The following is a 15440-nucleotide window of genomic DNA, read 5'->3' on the forward strand; positions in this document are numbered from 1 at the left end:
CAGACAAATCTGATAGATATCAACCTCCTTGCCCTGCCGATGAAATTGCGCGACGATCTCACTATTGAGATGAGGAATTCCATGAACGCTTTCAGTCCCGCGCAGTTTCGCGCACAGTTCCCGGCGCTGGCCGATGCCGGTATTTACCTTGATAGCGCTGCCACCGCCCTTAAGCCTCAGGCAGTCATTGAGGCGACGCAGCAGTTCTACAGCCTGAGCGCCGGGAACGTGCACCGTAGCCAGTTTGCCGAAGCACAGCGATTAACCGCGCGCTATGAAGCCGCGCGCGATCAGGTCGCACGCCTGATCAACGCCGAAAGCGGGAAAAACATCGTCTGGACGCGAGGCACAACTGAAGCCATTAACATGGTGGCCCAGTGCTATGCGCGCCCGCGGCTAAAGCCCGGCGATGAAATTATTGTCAGCGAGGCAGAACACCACGCCAACCTGGTTCCGTGGCTAATGGTGGCTGAGCAAACGGGCGCGCGCATTGTGAAACTGCCGCTGGGTGCAGATCTTCTGCCAGACGTAGCGCGCTTATCTGAGCTCATTACCCCCCGCAGCCGCATTCTGGCTCTCGGACAAATGTCGAACGTCACAGGGGGTTGCCCGGATCTGGCTCTGGCCATCGACGTGGCCCACGCTAACGACATGGTGGTGATGGTCGACGGTGCCCAGGGGGTGGTGCATTTCCCCGCTGATGTACAAAAGCTGGATATTGATTTCTATGCCTTCTCAGGACATAAGCTGTACGGCCCAACCGGGATCGGGGTGCTGTACGGAAAACCGGCCCTGCTGGCGCAAATGACGCCGTGGCTTGGGGGAGGCAAAATGATCACCGAGGTGACCTTTGAGGGCTTTAAAACTCAGGATGTCCCTTACCGTCTGGAAGCCGGAACGCCGAACGTCGCAGGCGTCATCGGCCTCAGCGCCGCGCTTGAATGGCTGGCTGAAACGGATATCGCTCAGGCAGAACACTGGAGCCGGGGTCTGGCGACGCTTGCAGAAGAAGCGCTGCAGAAACGTCCGGGTTTTCGATCGTTCCGCGTGCAGGACTCAAGCCTGCTGGCCTTTGATTTTGCCGGCGTTCATCATAGCGATATGGTTACGCTGCTTGCCGGGTATGGCATTGCCCTGCGTGCCGGCCAGCACTGCGCTCAGCCATTACTGGCCGCGCTGGGTGTTAGCGGTACGCTGCGTGCGTCGTTTGCGCCGTATAATACGCAAAGCGATGTGGATGCGCTGGTTGATGCCGTTGACCGCGCCCTTGAAATACTGGTGGATTAATGACGAGTTCAGCGTTAGCCGAGCATCCGTTTGGCACGGTCATCACAGAAGAGACCTTAAAACAGACTTTCGCCCCGCTGTTGCAATGGGAAGATAAATATCGCCAGCTGATCCTGCTCGGCAAGCAGTTGCCGGCGCTGTCAGACGAACGCAAAGCGCAGGCGAAAGAGATTTCCGGCTGCGAGAACCGCGTCTGGCTGGGATGCACGGTATCCGATGAAAAACTGCATTTCTTTGGCGACAGCGAAGGGCGTATCGTTCGCGGGCTGCTGGCGGTACTGTTAACCGCCGTGGAAGGGAAAAGCGCGGCGGAGCTGCTGACGCACTCGCCGCTGGCATTGTTCGATGAGCTGGGGCTACGGGCGCAGCTCAGCGCCTCGCGCGGTCAGGGCCTGGTCGCACTCAGTGAGGCGGTACAGGATGCCGCGCGTCAGGCTCAGGCCTGACGTTCCGCCTTCGCCATCATTTTCTTCAGGGCGTGAGAGACGGCTACAAAGCCGAAAGAGGCGGTCACCATGGTGGCCGCGCCAAAGCCTGAGGCACAATCCATCCTTTTTGGCCCTTCCGCCGTGCTTTTCATCGCACACACCGAACCGTCAGCCTGCGGGTAGACCAGGGCTTCAGTGGAAAAGACACAGTCAACGCCCAGCTTGCCTTTGCTGTTTTTCACGACGTTAAAATCGCTTTTTAAGCGCTCGCGCAGCTTGGCCGCCAGCGGGTCCTGAATCGTCTTTGCCAAATCGGCCACCTGAATCTGCGTGGGATCGATTTGCCCGCCCGCCCCCCCGGTGGTAACCAGAGGAACCTTGTAACGCCGACAGTAGGCAATCAACGCCGCTTTTGGACGCACGCTGTCGATAGCGTCGATGACATAGCTGTAGCCTTTACTCATGTATTCGGCGACGTTATCTGCCGTCACAAAGTCATCGATCACCGTCACGCGGCATTCCGGGTTAATCAGGCGAATACGCTCCGCCATCACCTCAGATTTCGCCAGCCCGACGTTATCGCGCAAGGCATGGATTTGACGGTTGGTGTTGGTGACGCAAACGTCATCCATATCAATCAGCGTGATCGCGCCAATGCCGGTTCTCGCCAGCGCTTCCGCCGCCCAGGAGCCAACACCGCCAATTCCCACGACGCAGACATGCGCATCCGCAAACAGCTGCAGGGCTTTTTCACCATATAGACGTGCCGTGCCGCCAAAACGCTGACGCCAGACATCGCTGATTACTACAGACATAAAACCTCAGATGTCAAAAGGGTGAGGTTATTCCTCACCCTTCTCTGTTAATTCAGTACGACTCAGAATACCACAATCAGCCGCTGAATACGTTACCGCTGCCAGGGGCTGCCTTGAGCACCCATACGCGCCCATAGTGGTTATACCAGCCTGCACGGTGCCCCGCATCCGGGCCAATGCCCTGATAAATATCGAAGTGCTGACCTTTAATCGCACCGCCGACATCCAGCGCGACCATCAGACGTAGCTCGTACTGACCGTTAAATTTGCCGTTGTTATCCAGCAGAGGCACTTCCGCCAGCAGCGTGGTGCCCGCAGGAATAATAGAACGATCCGAAGCTACCGAGGCGCGGCCAATCAGTGGAACGGCACTCGCCCCTTTCACTGGCGCAAAGTTTTGCGGTTTAAAGAAGACAAACGACGGGTTCTGTTCCAGCAGCTCACGCACTTCGGCTTCGCTGTGTTTTTCACCCCACTCGCGGATCGCCTGCATCGACATGTCTTCTTTTTTCACTTCGCCTCTGTCGATCAGCACTTTACCAATGCTGCGATAGGCATGACCGTTTTTACCGGAATAACTAAAGAAGTTCAGGGGGGAGCCATCGCCAAAGTCGATATAGCCGCTGCCCTGAACATCCATGATGAAGTTGTCCATCAGCGAGTTGCTGTAGGCCAGAACGTAGTTTTCGCTCAGCGCACCGGAGTAGATCTCAGCGCGGGACGGCAGACGACCGCGTTTAGGCGGCATTCGGTAAATGGGATACTGGAACTCGCCCTGACGCGTGTGTCGCGCCTGGATAACCGGGGTGTAGTAACCGGTAAACTGGACGTTGCCATAGTTATCCGCCCCTTCCATCTGCCAGGCGTCGATACCAAACTGGCGCATATTGCGCGTATCACCGCCCGCGCGCAGCCAGTCCTGTACCGCGTTATAAACGCTGCTCTGTGAGCCATACAGACGTGGCGACGCGTTGCGGATCTGGTAAACCTGCTCGGAAAAGTCTCCGGCGTTGATCGGTGCGCCAACGGCATCAGGTTGATTAACTAAAGAGAAAGGCTGGGATAGCTTCCCGTCTTTATACTGTTGACCGCGATCGGTCGGTTTAGAAGAGCAGGCCGCAAGAATGGCTACCATTGCCCCTGTCATTAGATACTTCGCCCAACGTCCTTTCATTATATCTCGTCTTAAAGTTGCCCATTACCGCGTGATGAAGATAACAAACCCACTGTTCTAAAGAAACGGAATCACATGCCCTTTGGCAAATTCTGAGCAAAAAATAGTCCAAATATCGCAACGCCGTTCAATTTACATACAAAGTTAATGATTTATGTGAAAAAGGGGTTGCATCACAAACCTAACCGAGTATAGTGCGCTTCCACGGACGCGGGGTGGAGCAGCCTGGTAGCTCGTCGGGCTCATAACCCGAAGGTCGTCGGTTCAAATCCGGCCCCCGCAACCAATTAAAATTTGATGAAGTATCTTCTACGACAGTAGGAAGACGGACGCGGGGTGGAGCAGCCTGGTAGCTCGTCGGGCTCATAACCCGAAGGTCGTCGGTTCAAATCCGGCCCCCGCAACCAATCAAATTTGAAGAAGTAAGTTTCTACAAGAGTAGAAAGACGGACGCGGGGTGGAGCAGCCTGGTAGCTCGTCGGGCTCATAACCCGAAGGTCGTCGGTTCAAATCCGGCCCCCGCAACCAACACTTCTTAAAACAATAAACACCCTTCAGGGTGTTTTTTTGTATCTGCGGTGTGTGAAACTGCCGGGCGGTTACCCGGCGCACTCAACTACCCAAGCCTTGCCAGCGTCGCCCCATCTGAGAAATACGCCCGGATCCCTGCCAGAATCGACTCTGCCACTTCCTGCTGGAATTTTGCCGTCCTGAGCTTACGCTCTTCTTCCACGTTACTGATAAACGCGGTCTCGACCAGAATCGACGGAATATCCGGGGCCTTCAGCACCGCGAACCCGGCCTGTTCAACGCTGTTTTTGTGCAGCTTATTAACATTGCCTAGCTTGCCCAGCACCGCTTTACCAAATTTCAGGCTGTCGGTGATGGTCAGCGACTGCACCATATCAAACATGGTGTGGTCGACATAGCGGTCGCCACTTTTGCTCACGCCGCCAATCAGGTCCGAGGCGTTCTGAGAGTCAGCCAGGAATCTTGCGGCGGTGCTGGTTGCCCCTTTAGTCGAGAGCGCAAACACCGACGAACCGCTCGGCTGGCGGCTGGTAAACGCATCGGCATGAATCGAGACGAACAAGTCTGCACGCTGCTTCTGGGCTTTCGCCACGCGGACTTTCAGTGGAATAAAGACATCTTCGTTTCGCGTCATATAGGCGCGCATATTGCCTTCTTTATCGATCAGCGCCTTCAGCCGGCGGGCGATTTGCAGCACCACATCTTTTTCCCGGGTACGATATTTCCCCACTGCGCCCGAGTCTTCGCCGCCATGGCCAGGATCAAGCATGATCACAATCGGGCGATCGCGCCCTGCTTTTCCGGGCTGCGGACCGCTCTGGGCCGGTGGCACCTGCTTCTCCAGGTTGCCCTGGTTGTAGTCTTCCAGTAATGCCAGCAGCGGATCCTGAATATCCGTCGCATTCGCCGGATAGAGATCCATGACCAGACGCTCTTTGAACGTCGCAACAGGTGCCAGGGCAAACAGCTGCGGTTTAACGTTTTGCTTGAGCTCGAACACCATGCGCACGGTTTGCGGATCAAACTGACCCACGCGCGCCGATTTGATAAACGGATCGTCGCCGCGGATCTGCGCCGCTATTCCCTTAAGCACAGAGTTGAGGTTAACACCTTCGAGATCCACCACCACACGTTCAGGATTGCTGAGAGCAAATTGCTTATATTTCAGCACCCGATTGGATTCTACCGTAACGCGTGTATAGGTCGACGACGGCCAGACGCGCACCGCCACCACCTGACTGGTGGCGGCAAGACCCACCTGGCTGACGCTAAGCAACCACATCGCCCCTGCCCCTTTTAACAACCGGCGGCGGCTTATTGCTGAATTGGATCCCGACATGCTTCTCCCGAGCAAGAAAAGTGATTGATTTACAAAATCGCTAAATTGACCGAAAACTTTAACGAATGACGCATAAACTGTCATCTATAAAAGGGTAAACATTCATACGCTAACGCACGGATTACTTATCAATTTCTGTGGGTCGCAGAAAATTTAGGCTTGCACACACGGCCACAATCGAATAAAAATACAGAAATTACGAATAAACATTCATTAAGGGTTGTGTCATGGTGAAGGAACGTAGAACCGAACTGGTCCAGGGATTCCGCCATTCTGTTCCCTATATCAACGCCCATCGGGGAAAAACGTTTGTCATCATGCTCGGCGGCGAAGCCATTGAGCATGAAAACTTTTCCAGCATCGTCAATGACATTGGCCTGCTGCACAGCCTCGGGATCCGCCTGGTTGTGGTGTATGGCGCGCGCCCGCAGATTGATGCCAACCTGGCCGCGCATCACCACGAGCCGATTTACCATAAACATACCCGCGTCACGGACGCGAAAACCCTTGAGCTGGTGAAACAGGCGGCGGGTCTGCTGCAGCTGGATATCACCGCTCGCCTGTCGATGAGCCTTAACAACACACCGCTGCAGGGCGCGCATATCAACGTTGTGAGCGGCAATTTTATCATCGCTCAGCCTCTCGGCGTGGACGATGGCGTGGACTATTGCCATAGCGGACGTATTCGTCGAATCGATGAAGAGGCCATTCACCGCCAGCTGGACAGTGGTGCCATCGTGCTGATGGGGCCTGTGGCAGTGTCCGTGACCGGTGAAAGCTTTAACCTCACCTCAGAAGAGATTGCCACTCAGTTGGCCATCAAGCTGAAGGCGGAGAAAATGATTGGGTTTTGCTCTTCCCAGGGCGTCGTGAATGATGAAGGGGTGATTGTGCCAGAGCTCTTCCCGAATGAGGCCCAGGCTCGCGTGGAAGCGCTGGAAGCCGAAGGGGATTACCACTCGGGTACCGTGCGTTTTTTGCGCGGTGCTGTGAAGGCCTGCCGCAGCGGCGTACGCCGTAGCCACCTGATCAGCTATCAGGAAGACGGTGCCCTGCTGCAGGAACTGTTCTCCCGCGATGGTATCGGCACCCAGATAGTGATGGAGAGCGCGGAGCAAATCCGTCGCGCCACCATCAATGATATCGGCGGAATTCTGGAGCTGATTCGCCCACTGGAACAACAGGGCATTCTGGTTCGGCGCTCCCGCGAACAGCTGGAGATGGAGATCGACAAATTCACCATTATTCAGCGCGATAACCTGACCATTGCCTGCGCCGCTCTCTACCCGTTCCCGGAAGAGCAGATCGGAGAAATGGCCTGCGTGGCGGTGCATCCTGACTACCGGAGCTCTTCACGGGGTGAAATGCTGCTTGAGCGCGTGGCGGCTCAGGCGCGTCAGATGGGGCTGAACAAGCTGTTCGTGCTGACTACGCGCAGCATTCACTGGTTCCAGGAGCGCGGATTTACACCGGTGGACATTGAATCACTGCCGGAGAGTAAGAAAGAGATGTACAACTATCAGCGCCGATCAAAAGTGCTGATGGCCGATCTGGGATAATACGAAGCCCTCACCACCCGGTGGGGGCTATCGCTTAAAGGGATTCAAATATCGCGCTCAGGCCGCTTCGACGTTCCGTGCGGGTGGCAATCGCCTGTAGCAGCACGCGCTCATCGGCATACAGCGACAGGCGCTGACGCGCGCGCGTAATGGCGGTATAAATCAGTTCGCGGGTAATGACGGGCGAAAGCTGTGTCGGCAGGATCAGCGCCGCATGGTTGAACTCGGAGCCCTGAGACTTATGCACCGTCATTGCCCAGGCCGTTTCATGTTCAGGCAGGCGGCTGGGCTGAACGGACTTCACGCTTCCATCCGGCATCTGGAACCAGACGCGCAGCCCCAGTCCACGATCGAGGGCAATCCCGATATCCCCGTTAAACAACCCCAGCGCGCTATCGTTGCGGGCGATCATCACCGGGCGTCCCTCATACCAGCGCGAGTGCGGGGTGCGGTGGATTTTGCGTTTCTGGCCCAGCAACTGTTCGAACCTGTCGTTCAGACCGCTTACGCCAAATGGCCCTTCCCTCAGTGCGCACAGTAGCTGATACTCGCCAAAGGCGGCGAGCGCCTGTGCCGGCGTGCATTGCTGTTGTACACCCGTCAGAAAATGCTGATACCCCTGCAGGGCGTCATCAAGCATCGCCTGATACTCTTCCCCGGTTTGCAGCGATTTTTTCTCGATATCGGTGAATTGACCGTCAAATACCGCACAGGTCGTCTGCCGGTCGCCTCTGTTCACAGCCGAAGCCAGCTGACCGATGCCCGAGTCGCTGCCGAAACGGTAGCTTTTTTGCAGCAGGCACAGGCTGTCGCGCAGCGCCCCCGCCAGGGAATGGTTTTCACTGGCGAGCGAACAGCCGGTCAGACGGGACAGCTCCTCAGCGCGTTCAGCGGTATATCCCAGGCTTGCATAAGTGCAGATATCTCCCAGCACCGCCCCGGCTTCCACCGAGGCAAGCTGGTCGCGATCGCCCAGGAAAATGACGCGGGCGTGCGCTGGCAGAGCATCAATCAACCGCGCCATCATCGTCAGGTCGATCATTGACGCCTCATCCACCACCAGCACATCCAGATGCAACGGGTTACCGGCGTGATAGCGCAGACGCTGACTTCCCGGCTGAGCGCCCAGCAGCCGGTGCAGCGTGCTGGCTTCGTTTGGGAAAAGGGCAAGCTGCTCCCCGGTGAGTGGCAACTTCTGCAGCGCACCACCTAACGACTCGGTCAGGCGCGCCGCCGCTTTGCCGGTAGGGGCCGCCAGACGAATACGGCACTTTTGCTCACCTGATAACTGAATCAGGGCGGCAAGCAGTTTGGCCACGGTGGTGGTTTTACCGGTTCCCGGGCCGCCAGAGATGACGGAGATCCGCCGTGTTAAGGCCACGGCTGCCGCCACTTTCTGCCAGTCTGTCGCCTCAACAGAGGTAAACAAGGTATCCAGCGTTTGCCGCAGTTGGGCTTCATCGCAGGGAAGAGGCGCATTGGTCTCGCTGAAAAAACGCGCGACCGCCAGTTCATTACGCCACAGTCGGTTGAGATACAAACGATCGCCCGTCAGGATCATGGGTGTCTGGCTATCGGCTGCGCTGACGGCAGGCGAACGGTGCAACACCGTCGGCCAGTCCACGGATTCTCCCAGCAGTGCAAAACAGGACTGCAGGGCCGCGGGCATTTTCTCATCCATCACCAGACGCGAAAGCGGCAGGCAAACGTGCCCTTCCCCTGCGTCTTTACTCAGGATGGCAGCGGCGAGCATCACGGCAGGCTCATCACCGGACACCATCATGGCGAACTGTACGTCCAGGTGGCGCAGTAGTCGCTGTTCTACCGCTTCCAGCAACAATTCCTGCATCGTCATGCCACTTCCTCCGTGTTTGCTGCAAATAAGTTATCCATTTTCTCAATCAGTGCCGCATGCGGGCGTGTGCTAAAGATGCCTGAACGCGGGTCAGCCGCATCCACACCGCGCAGGAAAAGGTAAATCACCCCACCAAAGTGCTCTTCGTAACGGTAGTCAGCAATGCGATGGCGCAGATAACGATGCAGCGCCAGAGTATAGAGCTGGTACTGCAGATCGTAGCGATGCATTTGCATGGCGGATGCCATCGCCTGCTGGGTGTAGGCTTCGCTGTTCTCACCCAGCCAGTTTGATTTGTAATCCAGCAGGTAGTAGCGCCCTTCGTGACGGAAAACCAGGTCGATAAAGCCTTTTAACATCCCCTGCACCTGGCGGAAGTTCAGCGGCGGGCAACCGGCGGACAACGGGTCATACTCGCGGATCACCGCATCAAGCGCGTCAGCCCGCAGCGGGCTGGCGATGGGAAGGTAAAACTCCATCTCCACCTGTTTATCTTTGGCGGTCAACTGGCTGAGAGAGAGGCCCTCTGCCGTGAGCGGGGCGTGCAGAATAGCGCGGATCCACTCGGTGAGGACCGGCTGCCATTGTGCATCATAGCCCCCACTCTGTAACATCTTCAGGACCCATTCGTCAGAGACAGGCTGGGTAAAATCCAGCTCTTCAAACAGGCTATGCAAAAAGGTTCCCGGTGACGCGCCGCGTGGAAATTGATGCGGTGTAAGCGCAGGCTCAACCGGTACGCTACCGGCTCCGGCGGCATCAATATCCAGCTTTGGCATCAGGTCCTGCGCAATGCTCTGCCCGTGCTGCTGTAACCCGGAGTAGCTGGTAACGCGCCAGTCGTCGGCAATGGTGCGCAGAATCTGCCGGGCTTCCAGTTCAGATTCCCGCCAGTCCGGCATCTGCCAGCGGCTGTTATCGGGTGGCGACGGAATGTGCAGGGCAACATGCTCGCCGCACAGCGACTCGATGCACTGGCGCAATCCGGCAGCATCTTTGGGCTCGCCGAGCTGAATGAGTCGCCCCAGCGCGCTCAGGTGGAAATCGCTCTCCCCCGACTTGTCGCCACGACGGCGGAACAGCGGCGCCACGCCCAGGCTGCAGTGCCAGACCGAACGGGTCAATGCCACGTAGAGCAGGCGTAAATCTTCCGCCAGACGTTCGGCCTCGGCCAGCTCAACGCTGGACTCCGCTTTACTGAGATCGAGCACCGCGTCGAACGACTCGCGATCGTGGTAAAAGGCCTGATCCTGCACACGGTAATTGGCGATAAACGGCAGCCAGACCAGCGGATACTCCAGGCCTTTCGACTTGTGAATCGTGACGATCTGTACCAGATGTTTATCACTCTCAAGACGCATCTGCTGGCTGGAGGCGTTGCTGTTTGGGTCGGCAATCTGTTGCGCCAGCCAGCGCACCAGAGCATGTTCGCTTTCAAGCTGCGTGCCCGCCTCCTGCAACAGCTCACTGATATGTAAAATGTCGGTCAGACGGCGTTCACCGCCTGCTGTCGCGAGCATATTCTCCGCAAGGTGTCGCTTCGCCATGAGCTCGCGCACCATCGCCATCACACCGCGCTTCTGCCATCGCTCACGGTAGTGAACGAACTCTTCGACGACCGCATCCCATGCGGCTTCGTCATTATTGAGTGCATCAATGTCACGGGCGTTCAGACCGAGCATTGCGCTGGCTAGTGCGCTGCGAAGCGTACTTTCGCGCTCCGGGGACAGCACGGCCTGAAGCAGCCACAGCATCTCCTGTGCTTCCAGGGTTTCAAAAACGCTATCACGGTTTGAGAGGTACACGGACGGGATGTTCAGCAGGGTAAGCGCATCGCGGATCAGCGACGCCTCCTGACGACTGCGCACCAGCACCGTGATATCAGACGCCTTCACGGGGGCTGACTCATTTTCCTTCCACAACAGCGCCTCGCCACGCGCACCAGCGCTGAGCCAGTCACGGATCTGCGCGGCACAATGCTGGGCCATGGCATTTTGATAGTCCGCGACGCCACAGCCTTCACCGTCCAGCAGCCAGAAGTTCATGGCGGGCTGCGTCACCCCGTTGAATTCAAAACGCAGCGAACGGTTTTTTGCGGCAAACTTTACCGGCTGAAAGGGGATCTCACGGAACATAAACGCCGTATCCATGCGGCTAAACAGCGCATTGACGCTTTGCACCATGCCCGGGGAAGAGCGCCAGTTGGTATCCAGCGTATAGTGCGCCTCTACCTCACTGCGGGCCTTCATGTAGGTGAAAATATCCGCACCGCGGAAGGCGTAAATGGCCTGTTTCGGATCGCCGATTAACAACAGCGCGGTGTCGGGCTGTTGTCGCCAGATGCGGCGGAAAATACGGTACTGCTGAGGGTCCGTATCCTGAAATTCGTCAATCATCGCTACCGGGAAGCGGGTACGGATCGCGCAGGCAAGGGCTTCGCCGTTTTCACTGCACAGCGCCGCATCAAGGCGGCTCAACATATCGTCAAAACCCAGTTCGCCACGGCGACGTTTCTCACGTGATACGGCTTCGCGAATTTCCGTCATGGCGCGGGTGATCATCAGGTCATTGAGCGTAAGTGGCTCAGCGAGCAGCGATTCAATCGCAACAAACAGAGGATGCTCAGGCACAATGCCGTCGGCTTTAGTCCGCTCAATTAAAAAACGCTGCGAGAATTTCTCCAGTGCGTCCGGAAGCTGATAACCGCGCGTCTCTTCCTGCGCCCAGGCGCTGATCTTCTCGATCCATTTACCCTGGTTGCCGCGGTTAAATTTACGCCTGTCGATCCCGGAGTTTTCGATGATCGCCTCAATCTCACCGACAGACTCATTCCATTTTTGCTTGAGCGCAGCAATTTTTCCGACAATCTTTTCATGCCGTGAAGCCAGCGTTTCGTCAGCAGGTGGCGGAGATTTGATAACCGGCGCTTCGCCCTGAAGATAACGGTCGATAGCGCGAAGAAGCTCTTCGGGACCTTTCCACAACGCATGGACCGCTTCAGCGATATCGCGCGATAAAGGGTAACAGTGGCGACGCCAGAAATCCGCACAGGCCTGATAGCGAAGCACAGATTCATCTTCAATGAGCTGCTGTTCAAACAGCATTCCGGATTCAAACGCATTCAGGCTCAGCATGCGCTGACAAAAACCATGAATGGTGAAAACGGACGCTTCGTCCATCTGCCGTTCCGCCAACAGCAGCCACTGGGCGGCCTGTTGCTTATCTGCAATCTCTTCAAGAAGGCTGGCGTAGAGAGGGTTATCCGTGGTCTGGCGCAGGCAGGCGATGCGCAGCTCATGAATATTGGCACGAATACGACCGCGCAGCTCAGCGGTAGCGGCCTCGGTGAAGGTGACCACCAGCAGCTCTTCCACGCTTAACGGACGTGGAAAAGCGGCGTTACCACCAAGCCCTAACAGAAGACGCAGATAGAGCGCGGCGATGGTGAAGGTTTTTCCCGTTCCCGCTGAGGCTTCAATCAATCGTTCACCCTGTAGAGGTAAACGTAAGGGATTAAGGGGCTCAGCGGTATCGGTCATTCTTTCTTACTCCAGGGCATAGATTGCTGCAGCGCGCTGACGCTCTTCCAGATCGTCCAGCCTTTCGGGTTAACGTAGTCCGTTTTCCCGTTCTGACTACCGGAAACCTGCGACAGAATCGCCATTCCCTGCGGTTTAACCACCGCCTGGTGGAAGAAATCAGCAACCTTCTGCGGCGTCAGCTGTTTTATCTCGGCCACTACTTTATCACGCGAATCAAATTTCAGATTACCGCGATCAAAATCTTTGCTCAGTTGTGATGCTTCTTCACCCAGCGTCTGCGGCGGCTGCATCACCTGCGCGATGACGGCCTGCTGAATCTGAGCAAACTCCTCCGGCTTCATCGCCCGCAGCTTCGCCTCCGCCTGTGGGAAGAATGCCTGATAACGCTGCCAGAGATAAGCAGGCTGTTTATCACTGCTTTGCAGCAGGAAGCCCAGCCCCCACTGGCGACCCACGTTCATGGAGAAGGCAAAGACCGCGTAACCAAGCTGCTCTTCTGTACGCAGCTGGTTGTAGAACCACGGCTGAATAATCTGCCCCAGCACCGCACTCTGCGCGGTACTGGTGAATTCATCATAACCCGTGGGTACAAACACAGCGGCCAGGGCAGAATCCGTGCTGTTACCCGCCTTTTCAAAAATCACATTCTGTTTTTTCTCAACCAGTACGTCCTGGTTGCGGCACCACTCGTCGCCTTTCGAACCAAGCTGCGTACGGACATTTTCTGCCAGTGTTTTAGCCTGTACGTCACTCATGTTTCCGACGATAAGGAACTCCGGACGCGTGTTCGTTTTCAGCGCATCACGATACGCCAGCACATCTTTTAAGGTGATAGAGGGCAGTAGCGCCCGGCGATCTTCGCGCTGGAAATAGGGAATTTGCGAAAGCATTTGCGTCGGCATGAGCGCCAGGTCATACGCTTTACCCTTCTCGGCAGAATCCATCATCTGCGCATACCAGGATTTGGCCTGCTCAAGTTGCTCTTCCGTCGGGGTATAGCTGAAATAACCTTCCAGTAACGCCTGGAACAGCTGCGGCAGACGCTGGGTGTAGCCGTTGGCATTGACCATCAGACCGTTATTGGCGTTGGTCGAGAAGCTTATCCCGCCGACGGCCGCCTGATTGCTAAGCTGATCGAGTGCGATACCGGCAAGGTAGTCATTGAGCGCAAACATCACCTGATTTTTAGCGCTGTTCATTGCTTTTGGGTTACGCAGAACCACGCTCACATCGGCTTTCGGTTCACTCGCGAAATAGCGGCTTGGCGTATACACCACGCGCAGCGTCGGCTCATCAACGATAAGTTCCGGGTGCGGATAGGCTTTCGTGGTTTTAATCAGCGAGAAATCATCCGGAATGTAGGGGTTCAGCTCCGGCAATTTAAGCGCGATCTCACCGGCCTTTTTCTGCCAGTTGGCGAAGGTCTGGTCACTGATTTTATCCACCTGGTAAGGGGCATCGACAAAATAGGCCATTTTGTTATGCGGTTCGTTCGGGCTGATATACCAGACGCGGGCATTCTGCGGCGTCATCATCGCCAGGCGGGCTTTTACCGCGTCGGCGTCATACTGGTCGGCAATATTGACCGCGTCGAGGGTATGTTCCACCGGCACACGGATCATGGTATCCGCCAGCCATTCAACGTAATCCATGTCGCGGGTAATGGACGGATAACGGAAATCGAGATCCAGCACGTGCGCCAGTTCATCAAAGTAGCGTTTATCGACGCCTTTATCGCGCAGCAAAGAGAGATAGCTGAAGATAGCCGCCACGACGTCATCACGGTGAGCCAGACCTTTGTCAGTCAGGGTGGCGGAGATCGCCAGCACGCCGCTGTTGCCGTTCACAACCGGATCGGAGTCGGCACGGATACCTTCCACCAGCCCTTGTTTTTGCAGCCAGTCAGAAAGTGTTCCCGGGCTACGATTGCCAATCAGGTAGGTGACCAGTTCATCGGTTTTGCTGCGAAACTGCGCCGTATTGTTATCAATGCGGAACTCAACGCGTAACACTTTACGCGGCAGTGCAGGAACGTAGTGGATAACGATCCCTTTTTGCGCGTCCGTGACCACAGGAACGTTTATCTGCGGCAGGTCGATATTTTTATTCGGTACCCGGCCAAACGTCTGTGCCGCCATGCTTGCCAGCTCAGGCAACGGTTTGTTGCTGTAGATGACCGCTTTCATCAGATTGGCGGAGTAGTATTTATCGCGAAAGGCATGCAGGGCATCCAGCACCGGGCTGTTCGGTTTATCGCTCAGCGTCTCCAGGTTACCGCCGGAAAAACGCGATCCCGGGTGCGCCGGGTTAATGGTTTCTGCACTCACCTGCGCCATGCGCATCCCGTCTCGCGTACGGGCAAGGGTCAGTTCAGCATTAACGGCATTGCGTTCGCGGTCAGCGTATTTTTTATCCAGCAGGGGAGCCGCGATAGAATCCGCCAGACGATCCACTGCACCTTCCAGCGCATCATTCTCAACTTCGAGATAGAAGGCTGTACGGTACGGCGCCGTGCTGGCGTTGTGGCTGCCGCCATGCATTTTGAGAAATTCGGACAGGCTATCTGGCTGTGGGTATTTTTTGGAACCCATAAGCGTCATATGTTCCAGATAGTGTGCAAGCCCAGGGTGGGCTTCCGGATCTTCCAGCGACCCAACCGGCACCACCAGTGCCGACAGGGATTTTACCGCCTGCGGATCGGAAACCAGCAGCACAGTCATCCCGTTATCAAGGCGAATAGCCTGGTACTGACGGGTATCTTTTTCGCTCTTACGGATAGTTTCCTGAATGGGTTGCCAACCGGAGCCTGCCTGAGTGAAAGGTGCCCAAAGGGCGACAAACAAAACAAACGCTTTGAACAAGGTGCTGCCTGGCATTACGACCTCTTTATCACGGCTACATCATTAACAA

The 15440-nt window shown here is 56.3% G+C and carries 9 protein-coding genes and 3 tRNA genes; 6 read left to right on the forward strand and 6 right to left on the reverse strand.

Annotation, left to right across the window (positions count from 1 at the left end):
* The first annotated feature begins 81 nt into the window (after positions 1-81).
* The gene (csdA, locus tag BJ887_RS09290) at positions 82-1287 is read left to right on the forward strand and encodes a cysteine desulfurase CsdA (protein ID WP_113657004.1); all 1206 of its coding nucleotides are present in this window, start codon (positions 82-84) and stop codon (positions 1285-1287) included.
* Positions 1287-1733, forward strand: a complete 447-nt coding sequence (gene csdE, locus BJ887_RS09295; protein ID WP_047956042.1) for a cysteine desulfurase sulfur acceptor subunit CsdE — start codon at positions 1287-1289, stop codon at positions 1731-1733. Before csdA ends, csdE begins: the two co-directional genes overlap by 1 nt.
* On the opposite strand, the gene tcdA is transcribed toward csdE, so the two are convergent.
* Together tcdA and mltA are read right to left on the reverse strand one after the other, a co-directional pair.
* A complete protein-coding gene (gene tcdA, locus BJ887_RS09300; RefSeq protein ID WP_063934233.1) occupies positions 1724-2530 on the reverse strand; it encodes a tRNA cyclic N6-threonylcarbamoyladenosine(37) synthase TcdA in 807 nt (268 codons plus the stop codon). The genes csdE and tcdA overlap by 10 nt on opposite strands.
* A 76-nt stretch (positions 2531-2606) precedes the next feature.
* Positions 2607-3704, reverse strand: coding sequence for a murein transglycosylase A (gene mltA / locus BJ887_RS09305; protein WP_025203349.1), 1098 nt, complete (start codon positions 3702-3704; stop codon positions 2607-2609).
* Between the two features lie 209 nt (positions 3705-3913).
* Between mltA and BJ887_RS09310 the strand changes: the two genes are divergently transcribed.
* The 3 genes from BJ887_RS09310 to BJ887_RS09320 all read left to right on the forward strand — a co-directional run bounded on the left by BJ887_RS09310 (position 3914) and on the right by BJ887_RS09320 (position 4232).
* A tRNA-Met gene (locus BJ887_RS09310) sits at positions 3914-3990 on the forward strand.
* Positions 3991-4034: 44 nt separating this feature from the next.
* Positions 4035-4111: transfer RNA gene (locus BJ887_RS09315), tRNA-Met, on the forward strand.
* A 44-nt stretch (positions 4112-4155) separates the two neighbouring features.
* A tRNA-Met gene (locus tag BJ887_RS09320) sits at positions 4156-4232 on the forward strand.
* Positions 4233-4320: 88 nt separating this feature from the next.
* On the opposite strand, the gene amiC is transcribed toward BJ887_RS09320, so the two are convergent.
* Positions 4321-5574, reverse strand: a complete 1254-nt coding sequence (gene amiC / locus BJ887_RS09325) for an N-acetylmuramoyl-L-alanine amidase AmiC (protein ID WP_113656444.1) — start codon at positions 5572-5574, stop codon at positions 4321-4323.
* 227 nt (positions 5575-5801) lie between these two features.
* Here amiC and argA point away from each other — a divergent pair, with 227 nt between their 5' ends.
* On the forward strand, positions 5802-7133 hold the full coding sequence (argA, locus tag BJ887_RS09330; RefSeq protein ID WP_020883786.1) for an amino-acid N-acetyltransferase: 1332 nt from the start codon (positions 5802-5804) through the stop codon (positions 7131-7133).
* A gap of 34 nt (positions 7134-7167) precedes the next feature.
* On the opposite strand, the gene recD is transcribed toward argA, so the two are convergent.
* From recD to ptrA, 3 genes are read right to left on the reverse strand one after another with little or no spacing between them, the layout of a single operon-like run.
* A complete protein-coding gene (gene recD / locus BJ887_RS09335) occupies positions 7168-8988 on the reverse strand; it encodes an exodeoxyribonuclease V subunit alpha (protein WP_020883785.1) in 1821 nt (606 codons plus the stop codon).
* Positions 8985-12527 carry an exodeoxyribonuclease V subunit beta gene (gene recB, locus BJ887_RS09340; protein ID WP_106503457.1) on the reverse strand — a complete coding sequence of 1181 codons (3543 nt, stop codon included), beginning with the start codon at positions 12525-12527 and terminating at the stop codon, positions 8985-8987. The genes recD and recB overlap by 4 nt, the downstream gene beginning before the upstream one ends.
* Complete coding sequence (gene ptrA, locus BJ887_RS09345; protein WP_121339786.1) at positions 12524-15406, reverse strand: pitrilysin; 2883 nt, start codon at positions 15404-15406, stop codon at positions 12524-12526. The genes recB and ptrA overlap by 4 nt, the downstream gene beginning before the upstream one ends.
* Positions 15407-15440: the final 34 nt, after the last annotated feature.

Source organism: Enterobacter sp. WPR_3_1 (assembly GCF_003635055.1).
Taxonomy (GTDB): Bacteria; Pseudomonadota; Gammaproteobacteria; order Enterobacterales; family Enterobacteriaceae; genus Enterobacter; species Enterobacter ludwigii.